The 15,251-nt window shown below is 43.0% G+C and carries 19 protein-coding genes and 2 pseudogenes; 17 read left to right on the top strand and 4 right to left on the bottom strand.

The window, feature by feature from the left end; translation table 11 throughout:
- Window positions 1-69 precede the first annotated feature (69 nt).
- The 11 genes and pseudogenes from MKP07_RS38805 (at window position 70) to MKP07_RS16620 (ending at window position 6,398) form a co-directional block, all read left to right on the top strand.
- Window positions 70-276, top strand: coding sequence for an NAD(P)-binding domain-containing protein (locus MKP07_RS38805; protein ID WP_262919342.1), 207 nt, complete (start codon window positions 70-72; stop codon window positions 274-276).
- Window positions 266-1,084 (top strand): YpdA family putative bacillithiol disulfide reductase, encoded by an 819-nt coding sequence (locus MKP07_RS16660; RefSeq protein ID WP_317236035.1) that lies wholly within the window; start codon window positions 266-268, stop codon window positions 1,082-1,084. Before MKP07_RS38805 ends, MKP07_RS16660 begins: the two co-directional genes overlap by 11 nt.
- Window positions 1,077-1,747, top strand: a pseudogene (locus MKP07_RS42640) (DUF445 family protein). The gene MKP07_RS16660 and the pseudogene MKP07_RS42640 overlap by 8 nt, the downstream one beginning before the upstream one ends.
- Window positions 1,744-2,337, top strand: coding sequence for a DUF445 domain-containing protein (locus MKP07_RS38795; protein ID WP_262919340.1), 594 nt, complete (start codon window positions 1,744-1,746; stop codon window positions 2,335-2,337). The pseudogene MKP07_RS42640 and the gene MKP07_RS38795 overlap by 4 nt, the downstream one beginning before the upstream one ends.
- Before the next feature lie 15 nt (window positions 2,338-2,352).
- Window positions 2,353-3,161, top strand: a pseudogene (gene prmA, locus MKP07_RS16645) (50S ribosomal protein L11 methyltransferase).
- Window positions 3,162-3,530: 369 nt separating this feature from the next.
- Window positions 3,531-3,734 (top strand): glycerol-3-phosphate acyltransferase, encoded by a 204-nt coding sequence (locus MKP07_RS38785; protein WP_262919337.1) that lies wholly within the window; start codon window positions 3,531-3,533, stop codon window positions 3,732-3,734.
- 11 nt (window positions 3,735-3,745) lie between these two features.
- Complete coding sequence (locus MKP07_RS16640; RefSeq protein WP_262919336.1) at window positions 3,746-4,180, top strand: glycerol-3-phosphate acyltransferase; 435 nt, start codon at window positions 3,746-3,748, stop codon at window positions 4,178-4,180.
- Window positions 4,181-4,281: 101 nt separating this feature from the next.
- A complete protein-coding gene (locus tag MKP07_RS16635; RefSeq protein WP_240848183.1) occupies window positions 4,282-5,097 on the top strand; it encodes a M48 family metallopeptidase in 816 nt (271 codons plus the stop codon).
- A 178-nt stretch (window positions 5,098-5,275) separates the two neighbouring features.
- A complete protein-coding gene (locus tag MKP07_RS16630) occupies window positions 5,276-5,716 on the top strand; it encodes a hypothetical protein (protein WP_240848182.1) in 441 nt (146 codons plus the stop codon).
- Window positions 5,717-5,814: 98 nt separating this feature from the next.
- Window positions 5,815-6,165: a hypothetical protein gene (locus tag MKP07_RS16625; protein ID WP_240848181.1), complete on the top strand. Its 351-nt coding sequence runs from the start codon at window positions 5,815-5,817 to the stop codon at window positions 6,163-6,165.
- 11 nt (window positions 6,166-6,176) lie between these two features.
- Window positions 6,177-6,398 (top strand): hypothetical protein, encoded by a 222-nt coding sequence (locus tag MKP07_RS16620; protein ID WP_240848180.1) that lies wholly within the window; start codon window positions 6,177-6,179, stop codon window positions 6,396-6,398.
- 131 nt (window positions 6,399-6,529) lie between these two features.
- On the opposite strand, the gene MKP07_RS16615 is transcribed toward MKP07_RS16620, so the two are convergent.
- The 4 genes from MKP07_RS16615 to MKP07_RS16600 all read right to left on the bottom strand — a co-directional run bounded on the left by MKP07_RS16615 (window position 6,530) and on the right by MKP07_RS16600 (window position 9,571).
- On the bottom strand, window positions 6,530-7,294 hold the full coding sequence (locus MKP07_RS16615; RefSeq protein ID WP_240848179.1) for an SIMPL domain-containing protein: 765 nt from the start codon (window positions 7,292-7,294) through the stop codon (window positions 6,530-6,532).
- 96 nt (window positions 7,295-7,390) lie between these two features.
- Window positions 7,391-8,137 (bottom strand): 3-keto-disaccharide hydrolase, encoded by a 747-nt coding sequence (locus tag MKP07_RS16610; protein WP_240848178.1) that lies wholly within the window; start codon window positions 8,135-8,137, stop codon window positions 7,391-7,393.
- A gap of 73 nt (window positions 8,138-8,210) precedes the next feature.
- Complete coding sequence (locus tag MKP07_RS16605) at window positions 8,211-8,846, bottom strand: hypothetical protein (protein WP_240848177.1); 636 nt, start codon at window positions 8,844-8,846, stop codon at window positions 8,211-8,213.
- A 134-nt stretch (window positions 8,847-8,980) separates the two neighbouring features.
- Window positions 8,981-9,571, bottom strand: coding sequence for a Gfo/Idh/MocA family protein (locus MKP07_RS16600; protein WP_240848176.1), 591 nt, complete (start codon window positions 9,569-9,571; stop codon window positions 8,981-8,983).
- A gap of 240 nt (window positions 9,572-9,811) precedes the next feature.
- Here MKP07_RS16600 and MKP07_RS16595 point away from each other — a divergent pair, with 240 nt between their 5' ends.
- The 6 genes from MKP07_RS16595 (at window position 9,812) to MKP07_RS16570 (ending at window position 14,883) form a co-directional block, all read left to right on the top strand.
- Window positions 9,812-10,102 carry a MarR family transcriptional regulator gene (locus MKP07_RS16595; protein WP_240848175.1) on the top strand — a complete coding sequence of 97 codons (291 nt, stop codon included), beginning with the start codon at window positions 9,812-9,814 and terminating at the stop codon, window positions 10,100-10,102.
- A 10-nt stretch (window positions 10,103-10,112) separates the two neighbouring features.
- The gene (locus tag MKP07_RS16590) at window positions 10,113-11,030 is read left to right on the top strand and encodes an ROK family protein (RefSeq protein ID WP_240848174.1); all 918 of its coding nucleotides are present in this window, start codon (window positions 10,113-10,115) and stop codon (window positions 11,028-11,030) included.
- A gap of 158 nt (window positions 11,031-11,188) precedes the next feature.
- Window positions 11,189-11,431 carry a carboxypeptidase-like regulatory domain-containing protein gene (locus MKP07_RS16585; protein WP_240848173.1) on the top strand — a complete coding sequence of 81 codons (243 nt, stop codon included), beginning with the start codon at window positions 11,189-11,191 and terminating at the stop codon, window positions 11,429-11,431.
- A gap of 98 nt (window positions 11,432-11,529) precedes the next feature.
- Window positions 11,530-13,359: a TonB-dependent siderophore receptor gene (locus MKP07_RS16580; protein ID WP_240848172.1), complete on the top strand. Its 1,830-nt coding sequence runs from the start codon at window positions 11,530-11,532 to the stop codon at window positions 13,357-13,359.
- A 101-nt stretch (window positions 13,360-13,460) separates the two neighbouring features.
- Window positions 13,461-13,616 carry a hypothetical protein gene (locus MKP07_RS16575; protein ID WP_240848171.1) on the top strand — a complete coding sequence of 52 codons (156 nt, stop codon included), beginning with the start codon at window positions 13,461-13,463 and terminating at the stop codon, window positions 13,614-13,616.
- A 124-nt stretch (window positions 13,617-13,740) separates the two neighbouring features.
- Window positions 13,741-14,883, top strand: coding sequence for a PepSY-associated TM helix domain-containing protein (locus MKP07_RS16570; RefSeq protein ID WP_240848170.1), 1,143 nt, complete (start codon window positions 13,741-13,743; stop codon window positions 14,881-14,883).
- Window positions 14,884-15,251 lie beyond the last annotated feature (368 nt).

Genomic DNA, 15,251 nt, shown 5'->3' with positions numbered 1-15,251 from the left:
ACGTAAAATGCTAGAATAAGCAATATAAAATATAAAATATTCGATAATCGCAGCCGTTATCTTTGTCACATGCAATCTCATTTTTCGGTGATCATCGTTGGAGGTGGCCCTATTGGGCTGGCCTGCGCTTTGGAGGCTCAAAAAAGTAATATTTCTTACCTCGTTCTTGAAAAAGGCTGCCTGGTTAATTCACTATACCACTACCCGGTGAACATGACTTTTTCTCCACTTCTGACCGGCTGGAGATTGGAAATGTGCCTTTTGTATATCGAATAATGCCAAGCCCACACGTAATGAAAGCCTGGAATATTATCGCCGGGTAACGCAAAATTTCAACGTCAACATCCATCTTTTTGAAGAAGTTATGGAGGTGAGCAGATCACAGGTGGCAGATGGCGGTTCTCTGATGGGAGACGGAAAGAAGGTCTTCCATATACGAAGCAGTAAAGCTACTTACACCTGCGACCACGTAATCATCGCAACCGGGTTTTACGATATCCCCTACCTGCTGCAGGTACCCGGAGAAGAACTGCCGAAAGTAACTCATTATTATAGCGATCCGCATTTTTATGCCTTCCAGGATGTGGTAGTAGTGGGCGCCATGAACTCCGCAGTGGATGCGGCCCTGGAAACTTTTCGTAAAGGTGCCCGTGTAACCATGGTAGTAAAGGGCGATGCTATTGGCTCGAGAGTAAAATATTGGGTAAAACCAGATATTGAAAACCGGATTAAAGAGGGTTCAATTAAAGCTTATTTTAATGCTTCGCTGAAAACCATCCGCGAACATGAAGTAGATATTGATACGCCTGAGGGACCGGTAACATTAAAAAACGACTGGGTTATTGCCGCTACCGGTTACCAACCCAACCTGAATTTCCTGGAAAAAACCGGCATTGAACTGAGCGATGATGATGTACGATGCCCGGTTCTTAATGCTGATACACACGAAACCAATATTCCCGGCATCTATCTTGCTGGTGTTATATGTGGCGGAATGAATACACATCGCCTGTTTATTGAAAACTCAAGAGAACATGCCGTGATGATCTTTAAGGATATCAGGCAGAAAGCACAGGATGCCTGAACCACTCAACGATATTATTAAAGCGCAACAGCTCAGGAAACATAAGGCCATTGCTACGGGGCTTTTTGTATTGATGACCATCATTTATGTGTTATCCACCTGGCTATTGAAAACCATGGATGATATATGGCTGGGTTATATCAAAGCCTTTGCAGAAGCCGCCATGGTTGGCGCCCTGGCCGATTGGTTTGCCGTAACCGCCCTATTCCATCACCCTTTGGGAATTCGTATTCCGCATACTAACCTGATAGAAAACAAAAAAAGAATATTGGCGACAACCTGGGTGGATTTGTTGTTGCTAATTTTTTGAACGGACCTGCGATACGCCCCTATATCGAAAAACTTCAGGTTAGCAGTTTGCTGGTACAGTGGCTGGAAAATCCTAACAACCTCACGCTTTTAGTTACCGAAATTTCTAAAATTTTAAAAGATGTGGTAAGAAAAGCGGATGACCAGATGGTTACTCAATTCATATCAACTCAATCGCAAAAACTACTCAAAGAAATCAAGCTCAATAACGCTGTAGCATCGGGGCTCGATATTATTATGGAAAGAGGCGACCAGACACGCATATTAAGCTACCTGGTAACCAAGCTGCGCGATTATGTGACAGAAAACGAACCGATGGTGCGGGAAAGGGTGAAAAAGAAAGCCATTTTTTGATCCCTGGCTTTGTGGACAACCTGATCGCCACTAAAATAACCAAAGGACTGGCTAATTACCTATTGGAAATAGACCAGGACCCCCATCACAAAGTAAGGCTGGAGGTGAACCAGCAGCTCATCCGTTTTATAGAAGATATCAGAACCAACCCAGCCTGGCAGAAAGAACTGGAAGACATCAAAAACAGCCTGCTAAGCGGCGAAAAAATTCACCAATACGCATCTTCGGTATGGAAACATATACAACAGGCTATCATTAGCGACCTGGAAGGTCAGGAGTCTTCTATCCAGCTTTACCTGCAAAAAACCATCGGGGACATGGTGAGCAATTTGAAGAATGATCCGGCATTTCAGCAAAAAATGAATAAATGGGTGCAGAAGACCGCCTACAAATATATACTGAAGAACACATCTAAAGTAGGCGAGCTCATCAGCAATACGGTAGGGAACTGGCAGGGAAAAGAGCTCAGCAACAAGCTGGAACTGGAAGTGGGCAAAGATCTCCAGTTCATTCGCATTAATGGAACATTAGTGGGTGGACTGGTGGGTTTACTGATCTACACGATTACCCGGTTGATTGAAAACAGTTAATAATCAAAACATAAAATGCATATTGTAATTAGTTTTAGAAATGTGCCGTCAGACATTGCGGACATCGTTATTGCAGAACTCCAAAACACTGCTGAGGGATTTGAAGAAACAGACAACGGGCTGAAGGTGATCTTCCTCCTAGAAAATTATAACCAGGACGAGATTGCCCAACTCGCATCAACCTATCAATTGGAATTTGAGAAGGAGGAAATAGCGCCTCAAAACTGGAATGCGGTATGGGAATCTAATTTCAATCCTGTTATCGTAGATGATTTTGTAGGAATCAGGGCATCTTTTCACGAACCTCTGCAAAATATACAACACGAGATCCTCATCACTCCTAAAATGAGCTTTGGTACCGGCCATCATGCAACCACGCACCTAATGATGCAGCAAATGCGAAAGATCTCCTTTCCTGGGAAATCAGTTTTTGACTTCGGCACCGGAACGGGTGTACTGGCAATCCTGGCTCATCGGCTGGGCGCTGAAAATATATTTGCCAATGACATAGACGAGTGGAGCATACTAAACGCCCGCGAAAATTTCGATCAAAACAATACCGCCGTATCCGTTTAATACAATCCGATTCGGCGATCATGGGTGAAAACTTCGACATTATATTGGCCAATATCAACCGGAATGTGTTGCTGGAAAACATGAAAGATCTTTCGTCACAACTACATACCGGCGGGGAGCTCATCCTAAGTGGTATACTAGAAGAAGATTTCGATATTATCAGGGAAACTGCGGAAAACAATCAACTTTCGTTGACTGAAAAAAATGCCCGGAATAACTGGCTTTGCCTGAGCTTTAAAAAGCTGTAGTAAAAATGCGTTAAATACCAGACACGTGCCCAAGAACTGTATTGCCAACAGTATAGTTAGCAATATGCTAAAACTAAACGGTTATTTTAACACAAACGGAGGTCGCAATGGCACCAAAAGACCCTAAATTATTGACAATCAATAAATAGGAAAACAGTGCGAATATCCCCGAACAGGCGCCAGTTCGATCTTCCAACCTGTTAATGAACGCAAATTCTGCTAAAACCGGCGTATATTTGTGCAGCAGTTTTACAGGGAATATAAGGAAACTAATTTCCTTATTGTGAATTATTTGGTGTCGTAAAGAACAGATAGATATTGGTATATACACTATATTTGAAACTCATTGCTCCATATAACGGATAAATAATGCAGGAAATCTTATTAGTTTTATGTGCGTACTGCCTGGGCAGCATTCCGACATCCGTTTGGGTGAGCAAGGGATTTTTTGGCATTGACATCAGGGATTATGGGAGCGGCAATGCAGGAGCCACCAATACTTTTCGCATATTGGGCCCGCGTTGGGGTTCTTTTGTTATGATCTGTGATGTGTTGAAGGGATTTTTTCCGTAAAACTGGCGGCTTTGCTACCCGAGTTCAACACTGAAATTGCTTTGCTAAATATGCAGCTCATATTGGGCATTGCCGCGGTTATTGGTCATATCTTCCCGGTATGGGCTGATTTCAAAGGCGGCAAAGGGGTTGCCACTTTGTTTGGACTGGTAATTGGCATTTCTCCGTGGACTGCCCTTGCATGCTCGGGTGTTTTTCTGCTGGTTCTATATCTTACTAGATTTGTTTCATTGAGTTCCATATTGGCAAGTGTCGCATTTCCGGTTTTCATATTGGTTATATTCAATGTAGATAACCCTATTTATCGCGGCTTTGCGGTTACAGTAGCCTTACTGGTCATTCTTACCCATCAAAAAAACATCGGTCGTATTATCAGGGGCGGTGAAAGTAAAGTACCCATTTTCAAAAAGAGGGATCGCAGGCGCCAAAAAAACCAAGACTCTTAGTACTCTTATTCCACCATCATTATCTTATACGCTCAGCCAAACTGGTTTGGTATAATGATTGCGTATAGTACAGCGGACAATAAATTTAAAATCCAAAACCAATGATAAAGAAAGTATTAAGTCTGTTTGCCGTAGCTGCCATAGCAGTTTCCTGTTCTACCAATGCAGTTACAGGCAGAAGCCAGTTTAAATTATTACCCGAATCGCAATTACAACAAATGGCTGTAGGTGAATACCAATCATTTTTATCGAGCGCTAAAGTAGTTCCCACTACGTCTAATAACCGGGATGCCGAAATGGTGAACCGTGTGGGTAAGCGGATTGTTGCTGCAGTTACTCAATTCTTCAATCAGAACAATATGGGTCAGGATTTACAAGGCTACCAATGGGAAACCAAGCTGGTACAAAGTAACGAGGCCAACGCTTGGTGCATGCCGGGTGGTAAAATTGTGGTATATACCGGTTTATTACCTATAACGCAAAATGAAGCAGCTTTAGCCAATGTTATGGGTCATGAAGTATCGCATGCGCTGTTCGGTCACACCAATGAGCGCATGAGCCAAACCATTGCAGCTCAATATGGTGGCAGTATCCTCGATGCATTTATGGCTAATAAAAGCTCTGCCGCCATGCGCAATATATTCGGAGCAGCTGTAGGCGTAGGATCCCAGGTAGGAATTATGGCTTTTGGAAGAAAGCAGGAATTGGAAGCAGATCGTTATGGAATGATCTGGGCTGCGATGGCAGGCTATAACCCCCAGGAAGCTATTGGTCTTTGGCAAAGAATGCAGGCCCAGGCCGGAAGTGGCGGAACGCCGGAATTTTTAAGCACACACCCTGGACCTGAAAGAAGGATTGAACAACTTCAAAAATATATGCCTGAAGCTTTAAAATACTATAAGCCTGTGAGCAAATAATAAAATACTTTATTTCAACATACAAAAGTCATTGATAATTAAAGATCAATGACTTTTTTGTTAAATATACCAGATAGTCAAACTTTTTGGGTTACCTTTGCAAAACCTTTTCGAGGCTTTGTAAATATTAATCGGGTTGTAAGAGGCCTGGTATTTTTTAATAAATCCCACAAGTTGTATGATTCAAACAGTTTTTGAAAAACTACAGTACGCAGACGAAAAGAATCTTTTAATTCAGGGCTTACCATCTTCTATCGAAAAACAGTTTAGCAAGCTTTCATTCGCAAAAAACATGACACCATTATTAAGATCAAGAAAACTTGACTTTGCCTTGGTATTTGCTGTAAATGAAAATCAGCTGAATGGTATTTTAACAGATGTGATGCCTTCTTTAAAAGAGAACACAAAGTTTTGGATTGCGTACCCTAAAACTACTTCTAAGATCGTTACCGATCTTAATCGTGACCGAAGCTGGAACAAACTTACCAAAGGTGGGTATGCCAGCATGGACAACGTTGAGTTAGATCACGTGTGGACAGCTACAAGATTTGAGCGCTATGTTGAAGAAAGGAGTGCAGCAGCACCCACAGAGAGAAAAAGAGAAGCTCAGCTTGCGTAGTGTTTAAGAGACAATTTCTATGTATAGACCCGGTTTTAACGAACCGGGTTTTTGTTTGCGGCACAGTTATTGCAAGCCCTCTCAGTAAAACCGTAATTATGAAAAAAATTTTCTTTTTAGCAACGGCATTTTGCCTGACCGGCATGGTATCAAAAGCGCAACTTGAGAAAGGCAACTATCTTATCGGAGGTACAATCGGAAGTATCGGCGGTACATTTCAGGGAGGTGGATCTGAATTCAATTTCAACTTATCTCCTAAAGCAGCCTGGTTTGTGCAAGACAGGTTAGCTATTGGTGGACAGGTTGGTCTTGGACTAAGATCGATCAAAGACGGAGGAACCACTGTTTCGTACAGCGTGGGACCATTAGCCCGTTATTATTTTAGCAAAAGTGAGGTAGGTGAACTAGTAAAAAGACCACGTTCTTTGCTGAAGCAAATGCTGGCTTAGGAGGTAGAAATGTGTCGAGTGGCGGCGGCTCTACCAACGGGTTTGAAGCCGGAATTGGACCAGGTTTGGCCTATTTTGTAACAGAGAATGTTGCATTAGAGGCGTTAGCCAAACTAAACCTCACCACAGGTTTTGGAAGCTCCGCAGCAGCTTTTTCTCCTATGATTGGTGTGGGATTTCAAATTTATCTTCCCGGATCTAAGCTGAAAGCTGTTAGAAACGACGTTAAATAGACTACGCAACTATTTTTATCCTATGTCAATGCTAAAAGCCGGCCCTATTGGAGCCGGCTTTACGTTTATAAGAGGTAAAATATAACAATACATTCATCAGCCGCCTGCTGCACTGCTGCTGTTTGAGCAAGCTACTTTACTGTACATTCAAGATTTACTGTAATACTTGCTGTTTTGTTTTTAGATGAGGTATTAAAGGCGCCACCATAACTATAATCTTCATTGCTATTTTGCCCGGTGATCTGGAAAATTCCCATATTAGCTTTGCTCACACTAACGATCTTACCGCCTGTTTTCTGAGCAATAATATCTGCTCTCTTACGTGCATCTTCTGCTGCTTTATCTAACAAATCCAGCTTCAGATCGGCCAGCTTGGTATAAAAATATAAGGGTTCGGGAGAATTTAATTCGATCCCGGTTTCAATCAGCCCTGTAATCTCCCGGGCCAACCCTTCTACCTTGGCAATATCTTTAGACTCTACTTTTACATTTTGTGTAAGATTATAGCCGGTAAATTCAGACCCCGTCATACGTCCTTCTTCATTATACTTCGTATCAAACTGCTTATCGATTTTTACCGAAGAGAAGATCATTTCGCCTGGCTTCACACCCTTGCTCACGAGATAGCTTTTTACGTTCTGCTCATCGGTTTTAATTAATGAGTAGGCCTCCTTCAAATCAAAAGCTTTACGGCTGTAACTGCCATTCCATGCAATCAGGTCGCTTACAAAATCCTTCCCGGCGCTGCCCGTAACGCGTATGGTTTCCTGTTTTTTAAATTTGTATTTATAGGCTCCGGCAATCACATAAGCTCCAATTACCATTGCTATGGCAATTAGTGCTAAGCCTAAAAGATTAATATTAACGTACCTGTTTTTAATTTGCGGCTGCTCCATAGCTGACTCAGGGGTATTTTAAAAGTTTCCTGAAATTAAGATAAAAACAGTAATCCCATAAGCCTTCATCGACTTTTAACAACAGCGTAGCAATTACTACAGCTCTTTAACCCGTATGTTTTTATAGTAAGCCTTATTGCCATGATCCTGTAAAGCGATAAAGCCTGTTTTGGCCTTTCCATAGTCCGTATAAGTTTTCCACTTACCGGTGGTACGCTTTTGATGCCACTCATCCGTCCAGGCTTCGAATGCCACAATCTTTTTACCATTCAGCCAATGTTCTACGTGGCCTTTGTTAAAGATGATCCTGCTATGATTCCACTCTCCCACGGGTTTTAATTTTTTATCGGCATTAGCGTTATGCATGGCATAGTCAGCTCCTGCCTGTTGCCATTCTTCCAGTTTGCCAGGGAAATTCACATCATCAATAATCTGGTATTCCGGGCCGGTTTCGTAAGGCCCATTATACTTTGCATCTTCTACCACATGGTACATTACCCCGCTATTGCTACCCTTATCTACTTTCCACTCCCATTCCAGCTCAAAGTTTTCATATTGTTGATCAGTTACAATATCCCCGCCGGTATCATGGGCAGAAGCGCCCAGGCAAACCAGGGCCCCATCAACAACGATCCAGTTACTCACTTTAGCCTTACCCTTGTTATAGCCATGCCAGCCTTTCAGCGTTTTGCCATCAAATAAAGTTTGCCATTTACCTTTTACGAATGGCGAGGAACTTACATTCACCTTGTTGTTATGCTCAACCTTTTTTCCGGGAGCCGGATCATTATTAATCGTCATACCTGAAGTTATAGTGATAGCGGTCCATATTAGTAGCTTCATCTGTTCATTTTTATTGCCTGCCGGATGAACTCCGACACAGCGGGTTTAGAATTTATTTTTAAGATTAACCTATTTACACTTTTTTCATATTGACAGGATCCCATTGAAGTGGCTTTCTTTCTCTAAGGCTGTCATTACATAATAAAGCCGGCGCTGCAGCGCGGTAACCAAAAACAGCATCTTCCGCAATATCCTTGCTACTCCCCTTGCGGATAGCGGTAAAAAAGTTCACCATATGATCGTAGGGCCCACCTTTGTAGCCATCTTCGGCCTTATAAATAGTAGCCAACGGCGGCAATATTTTTTTGCGCGGCTCTTCGCCCAAACCTTTTTGTTTTTGAAGAAAAGGATCGCCACTATCAGAAAAATTATTCTTCTTTAAAGTAACGCTTTCCCAGGTTACATCCATCGAGCCTTCGCTCCCTACCAGCTTCAGGTAAGTATTACCACTGGTACCATCTACAAAATTGCAGCGGAGGGACAAATTAAATGCCGGATGCGCAGCGGTTTGAGGATAATCGAAAGCGCCCAGCTGCATATCGGGGCACTCACGGCCATCGTCCCAAAAACGCAAACCACCTGTTGAATATATCCTGTCTGGTCCCAGGGAATCTGTTATAAAATGCAGGCTCGAAAATAAATGCACATACAGATCACCCGCCATGCCTGTGCCATAATCGTTATAATTCCGCCAACGGAAAAAACGCATTTTATCGAAAGGCCTTTTGGTGGTATTACCAATATAGGCATCCCAGTCAACGGTTTGCTCCGAGGCATCGGCAGGAATGGGATACTGCCATACAGAAACAGGATCTCTCCTTGCCCAAAAACCTTCTGCATAATTCAGCTCTCCAATGGCGCCGCTTTCAGTAACTCTTTGGCCTTTTCATTTCCCAGCGATGAAACGCCCTGGCTGCCCACCTGGAATACCTTCCCGGTTTTCTTTTGTGCGGCTATTACAGCCGGACCTTCGGCCACGCTATGCACCATTGGCTTTTCGCAATACACATGCTTACCGGCGTTCATGGCGTCTATCGATATCTGCTGATGCCAGTGATCGGGGGTGGCAATAATAACCGCATCTATATCTTTTCTATTTAATAGCTCTTTATAACTTTTAGTAGTGAAGATCTCATTACCCCATTTCTTTTTAGCAGCGTCCAGCCTTCCGGTATACAGATCGCAGGCGGCAACCATTTTTACCCCAGGCACCTGCAAGGCTGTATTCAGATCGCCACTGCCCATACTCCCAGCGCCGATTAATGCTACATTCACGTTATCGTTCGTGCCAAAAGTGCTGTTACGGGTAAGGCCAATGATCTTTCTTACCTCAGTTTCAGAAGCGCTCAGGTAACTTCCTGTTGCAACCGCGCCTGAGGTAAGCATCAGCTTTTTCAAAAAGCTACGGCGGGCTTCATTCGAATGATTACTCATACTTAAAAAATTATTATTAGTTAGTAAATAGTTCTACTGTATTGCCATCTTTTATTAAAGACAAATTTTAAATATTCATCCAATTTCTGAATGTGGATCTCAAACATATGTAGTGCAAACGAAAACAATATTACCAAATAATTCATACCAATAAATCATCTTTATTTATTTTTTCGATTAAATAATTTTGTTTTTTAAATAATTATATAAAGTTTTGTAAGATCATAAATATTTTGTCAAATGAACATCGATTTGCTTGCCCTGAACCCGCTGATCAAACAAAAAACGGTTAATAAGCAGGAGCTGATTGCCATTAAACTCCTGAGAGCCTTGCACATTAACGGACCGATGCCGGTAACCGCCCTTACGAAAAGTCTTGAGATCAGCATTCCCGTTTTATCTACGATAATATCGCGGCTGGTTAAAGAAAAATGGGTCGAAAAAAAGGAAAAGGAGAATCGATCGGAGGCCGGAGGCCGATCTTTACGCCTGCCGGGATCAGTCGTTTTTTACTGTTTGCATAGATGTTGAGCTTTTTACCATGCGGCTGGCCATTGTAGATAACAATTTTAATATTGTAACACCTATCAAAACGATAGCGCTACACCTGGGCAATAGCCGGAAAGACTTTTGCGGAAACATTCTAAAATCGGTGCGGTCATTATTAAGCGCCGTAAAAATCCCTCGTGAGCGGATCATAGGTTGCAGTATAGGAATGCCGGGGCTTATATCACAAGGCCTGGGAGAGAATTACACCTACCTGCTTGATCAAACAGAACAGTCTTTACAACAAGACCTGGAGGCTGTGCTTCAATTACCTGTAATACTACAGAACGATGTTAAAGGCGCTGCTTTAGCTGAACTCAGGTATGGGCTGGCAAAAGGAAAACAAAATGTACTGGTATTATTAATGGACTGGGGAGTAGGATTAGGGATTATAATGGATGGGGAGATCAGACAGGGCAGCTGGGGCTTCTCGGGAGAAATTGGTCATATTCCGTTCATAGAACACGGAGAGTTGTGCTATTGCGGAAAAAGAGGTTGCCTCGAAACAGTAGCTTCGGGACTGGCATTGTCTAAGATTGCACGGAAAGATATATCATCCGGCACCACCTCGATCTTAGGCAATCTTTCTAAAAAAGATATACAGGAACTGGCACCCAGCCATATTATCGATGCGGCCAATAAAGGAGACCAATATGCGATACAATTACTGTCGGATATCGGCGCGAATATCGGCAAAGGCACTTCTACGCTTATTCAACTATTCAACCCTGAGCTGATCATTCTTAGTGGAAAAATTGCAGAAGCCAAACAATACATCACTTTGCCTATGCAACAGGCCATCAACACTTATTGTATGACGCAGGTAAGAGAAAAAACAAAAATTATTTCCTCCAACCACCCGGAGCATTTCAGGATTTTTGGCTATGCGGCCAACGCAGTTGAATCTTTTTAAACGCAACGATACAACAAGCAGGCGCTTGAATATGCGAAGGCCCTGCAGTGCGTAGTATATCATAGAAAAGTCATAAAAGCAGGATCTTCCCATATTTTTCCGCATCTCGAAAATGTTTTTTCTGTACCGCTGGTACTTTCGCCGTCCAAATTTTTAATATGACAGCGATTAAATCACTATTGGCTGCAATATTCGTATTGCTTATCAGCGCCACATCGGCCCTCGCCCAATCAGGCACAGGAAAAATAACAGGGAGAATAACCACCAGCGACAACTCTGAAGCCCAGGGAGTTACGGTAGAGCTGGCGGGCAAAGACCAATCTACTATTACCAACGAATCAGGTTATTTCAGCTTTAATAAATTAGTAGCGGGGGCTACAAGATCCGTATTTCCCTGGTAGGCCATGATGATTTAGAAAGAGATGTAAATGTAACAGCGGGAAAAACCAGCGAAATAACGCTGCAGCTCAATATCAGTGCGACCAACCTGAGTGAAGTAGTGGTGGTAGGACACAAAAATGGTATTAACGTTAATACAGCATCTAACTCACTAAGGGTACAAACTCCGCTTATTGAGCTTTCTCAGAACGTACAGGTTGTTACATCAAAAGTATTGGCAGATCAGCAAATCATCAGTATGAGTGATGGACTTATCCGTAATGTGAGTGGTACTGCCCGTTCAGAACACTGGGGCGACCTATATACGAATATCGTTTCAAGAGGCTCTCAGATACAGGCATTTAGAAATGGCATGAACGTAGTAGCCTCTTATTGGGGACCATTAACGGAAGACATGAGCTTTGTGGACCGGATTGAATTTGTAAAGGGTCCGGCAGGTTTTATGTTAGCTAACGGAGATCCCAGTGGTTTATATAATGTGGTTACCAAAAAGCCAACCGGGGCAACCAAAGGCGAAGTAAATTTCACTTTAGGCAGCTTTGACCTGTACCGGGGAAGCCTGGACCTGGATGGAGCCCTGAGCAAAGACAAAAAGCTGTTATACCGGTTTAATGTTGCTGCGCAAAACAGAGGTTCTCAACGTGATTATGAATATAATAATCGTTTTGTTGTAGCCCCTGTGCTTTCTTACCAGCTAGACGATAAATCAAAATTGACACTGGAGTATAACGGGCAGTTTGCCCGCATGACAGAAGTAGGCTCTTACTATGTTTTCTCCCGGAAAGGATACGGAACCTTTCCCGCAAACTTTACCTATACCAATCCAGGCTTGCCTCCTACCAGGATAAATGACCATAGCGGCTACCTGACATTTGAACACAATTTCTCTGACAACTGGAAACTTACTGCGCAGGGATCTTATTTTGGGTACGACCAGAAAGGCATGAGCTCATGGCCATCTTATGTAGCGCCTTCAGGTGATAGTCTTATCCGGAATATCGGCATTTGGGATGCCAAAAGTACCATGGCATTGGGTCAGGTATTTCTAAACGGTACTTTTAAAACCGGCTCCATTCGCCACCGCTTTCTTGCCGGCCTTGACGCAGCCAACAAAAATTACTATGCAGACTGGGGGCAAAGCCACGACCTGGACACCATAGGTGCTCTTTTTGACCCCTACAATCCAACTTATGGTACTCCTGTAAACGGATATCCTGTGTTTGACCGTACCAGGCCGATCGAAGAAAGAGCCGTAGCGGCGGGAGGTATTCAAAAACAGCGCTACTCCAGCATTTATGTGCAGGACGAGATCGCATTTTTCCAGGAAAAACTTCGTTTAACAATCGCCGGCAGGTTTACAGACGTAAGCCAGGTATATGGAGTAGATGTTGAATATTCTAAAGCACAACGCTTTACACCAAGAGTGGGTTTAAGCTACTCTATTAATAAATCATTCTCCGCGTATGCTTTATATGACCAGGCATTTACGCCACAGGCAGGCAGACTATTTAACGGTGGTAAGATTAAACCTATTACAGGCAATAATATGGAATTAGGCCTCAAAAAGAACTGGTTTGAAGACAGATGGTCCACCACCTTGTCTGTATACCGCATCTTAAAACAAAATGAGTTAACCGGCGACCCGGTACACAGTTCTCCCAGCCAGGGCTACAGTATGGTGTTAGGTGAGAAGATAGCCAGAGGTGTTGAATTTGATGCCAGAGGTACCATCTTACCTGGCTTCACGGCTATTGCCAACTATGCATTTACTGACGCGCAGGTGACCGAGGTTGCTGAAGGTGCCGTGGGTTATACCGTAGGACAATTGCTGCCGGGTTATGCCAAACACACCACCAATGCCTGGCTTGGCTACGAAATTCAAAAGGGCACTTTACAGGGCTTAGGTTTTAACGGGGTTTCACATCCTTAATCGACCGGTATACCGGATGGTCGACCGAAGGCCAGCAGTTACCCGACTACTTTAAACTGGATGGTGGTATATCTTATTCGAGAAATAAATACAAGCTGGTATTGAACGTATTTAATATACTTGACAAATACCTGTTCTCCGGGTCATACTCAGCCAGCCCTACAGTACCTGGCGACTGGAGCACATCTGCCGAAGCTTATTACTACCAGGCGGAGCCACCAAGAAATGCCCGTTTATCAGTTACCTATTCTTTTTAAGAATCGATAAAATGACTTTAAATTTGAGGAGGTAATTCCCCAAACAATTAGTGTACAACACATAACTAATCAGTAACTGAGGTTACCTCTTAGAGGCAGCCTCAGTTACTTTTAAGGAAACTATATGACGTTTAAGAAAACTATCGGGAAGCTCCATTTGTGGCTAGGCCTTGCTTCGGGCATTATAGTGGTATGGCTGGGCATTACCGGCTGTATACTGGCTTTTGAAAGAGAGATCAGTGATGCTACCCAACCGTATAGGTTTGTAGAAGAAACGGGCAGCAGTTACCTACCTCCCACTGTTTTAAAAGATTCGGCAGATCAATACCTGAACGGCAAAGAAACCGTTTCGATTGAATACCTGGGCACCCGGGACGCAGCCCTGGCTTATTATTATGATGAGGAAGTATATTACCAGATATTCGTGAACCCTTACACAGGGCATGTACAAAAGGTCAAAGACATGAGCAGCGATTTCTTCCGGATTATTACCATGGGGCATTATGAGCTCTGGCTGGGGCAAACAGGAAGAATGATTATATCGACAGCCACGCTGATCTTTTTGATCATGATGATCACCGGTATCATTCTCTGGTGGCCGAAAAACAAAGCGGCTGCCAAACAGCGTTTCCGGCTCAAATGGAAACCCACTACCAAATGGCGCCGGAAAAATTATGACATCCATAATGTATTCGGTTTTTATATGACCTGGATCGCCATTTTCCTGGCTATTACAGGGCTGGTAATGGGATTTGAATGGTTTTCCAATTCGGTTTATTTTGTTACCTCGGGTGGAAAAACCATGCCCGAACATGTACATCCGCTTTCTGACAGCACATTAGCGGGAACCGTAAACAAGCAAAAGATGGTGAATACGATTTGGCTGGGTTTAATGAAGCAGAAAAAAACGGACAATAAAGTGGGTATAGTATTTCCGCACGATCATGCTGACGCATTGGAAGGCTACGTAAATCACAACCTGGACAGCTATTTCAATGCCGACTTCTATCATTACGACCAATATACCGGCAAGGAGTTGCCAACCCATGGCGTTTATGCGGGCAAGTTTGAAACCGCCCCGCTATCTGATAAAATAGCCCGTATGAATTATGATATTCACGTAGGCGCTGTATTGGGTTTGCCTGGAAAAATACTGGCGTTCTTTGCCAGCCTTATTGCGGCCAGCTTGCCCATTACTGGTTTCCTGATATGGAGAGGCCGAAAGAAAAACCAAAAGAAACGCAACCCTATACAACAAACCTCCTGACCAAAGCCAAGAGGTTGTTTATTTTTCCAGGATGTACTTATATACAGAAGCTGCGCGTTTGTTATTTTGCAATACAGCTTATCGCGCTTACTTTAGCATTGCTGATCAAAAAAGAGATTGTTATAATACTGCAAAAGGCACTCCGTCCCGCCTCCATAACCAACCACCGATTATAGTGAACAGGTCTGGAGATACCTTTTGCAGGTTATAACTAATTATAACCGGGAAAACGATTACTCGACAACGTTGGTTAATTACAACAAATCAAAATTTGATTCGGAAAGAAACCACCCGGCCTGAAATATAGTAGCCTTGTGAACTTGTCACAAACTGTATTAGCTTATTCATTCAATTTAGTTTAGATATAC

Origin of the sequence: Paraniabella hibiscisoli (assembly GCF_022512515.1) — a bacterium.
GTDB classification, from domain to species: domain Bacteria; phylum Bacteroidota; class Bacteroidia; order Chitinophagales; family Chitinophagaceae; genus Niabella; species Niabella hibiscisoli.
The sequence above is the reverse complement of the archived record's forward strand: the minus strand, read 5'-3'. Positions and strand labels throughout refer to the sequence as shown.

Excerpts from the sequence above, each read along its gene's own strand:
- MKP07_RS16615 (WP_240848179.1), bottom strand. The coding sequence starts at position 7,294 with ATGGAGCAGCCGCAAATTAAAAACAGGTACGTTAATATTAATCTTTTA.
- MKP07_RS16605 (WP_240848177.1), bottom strand. The coding sequence starts at position 8,846 with ATGCGTTTTTTCCGTTGGCGGAATTATAACGATTATGGCACAGGCATG.
- MKP07_RS16570 (WP_240848170.1), top strand. The coding sequence starts at position 13,741 with ATGACGTTTAAGAAAACTATCGGGAAGCTCCATTTGTGGCTAGGCCTT.
- MKP07_RS16595 (WP_240848175.1), top strand. The coding sequence starts at position 9,812 with ATGAACATCGATTTGCTTGCCCTGAACCCGCTGATCAAACAAAAAACG.
- MKP07_RS16630 (WP_240848182.1), top strand. The coding sequence starts at position 5,276 with ATGATTCAAACAGTTTTTGAAAAACTACAGTACGCAGACGAAAAGAAT.
- MKP07_RS16600 (WP_240848176.1), bottom strand. The coding sequence starts at position 9,571 with ATGAGTAATCATTCGAATGAAGCCCGCCGTAGCTTTTTGAAAAAGCTG.
- MKP07_RS16635 (WP_240848183.1), top strand. The coding sequence starts at position 4,282 with ATGATAAAGAAAGTATTAAGTCTGTTTGCCGTAGCTGCCATAGCAGTT.
- MKP07_RS16585 (WP_240848173.1), top strand. The coding sequence starts at position 11,189 with ATGACAGCGATTAAATCACTATTGGCTGCAATATTCGTATTGCTTATC.
- MKP07_RS16625 (WP_240848181.1), top strand. The coding sequence starts at position 5,815 with ATGAAAAAAATTTTCTTTTTAGCAACGGCATTTTGCCTGACCGGCATG.
- MKP07_RS16590 (WP_240848174.1), top strand. The coding sequence starts at position 10,113 with ATGCGGCTGGCCATTGTAGATAACAATTTTAATATTGTAACACCTATC.
- MKP07_RS38805 (WP_262919342.1), top strand. The coding sequence starts at position 70 with ATGCAATCTCATTTTTCGGTGATCATCGTTGGAGGTGGCCCTATTGGG.
- MKP07_RS16610 (WP_240848178.1), bottom strand. The coding sequence starts at position 8,137 with ATGAAGCTACTAATATGGACCGCTATCACTATAACTTCAGGTATGACG.
- MKP07_RS38785 (WP_262919337.1), top strand. The coding sequence starts at position 3,531 with ATGCAGGAAATCTTATTAGTTTTATGTGCGTACTGCCTGGGCAGCATT.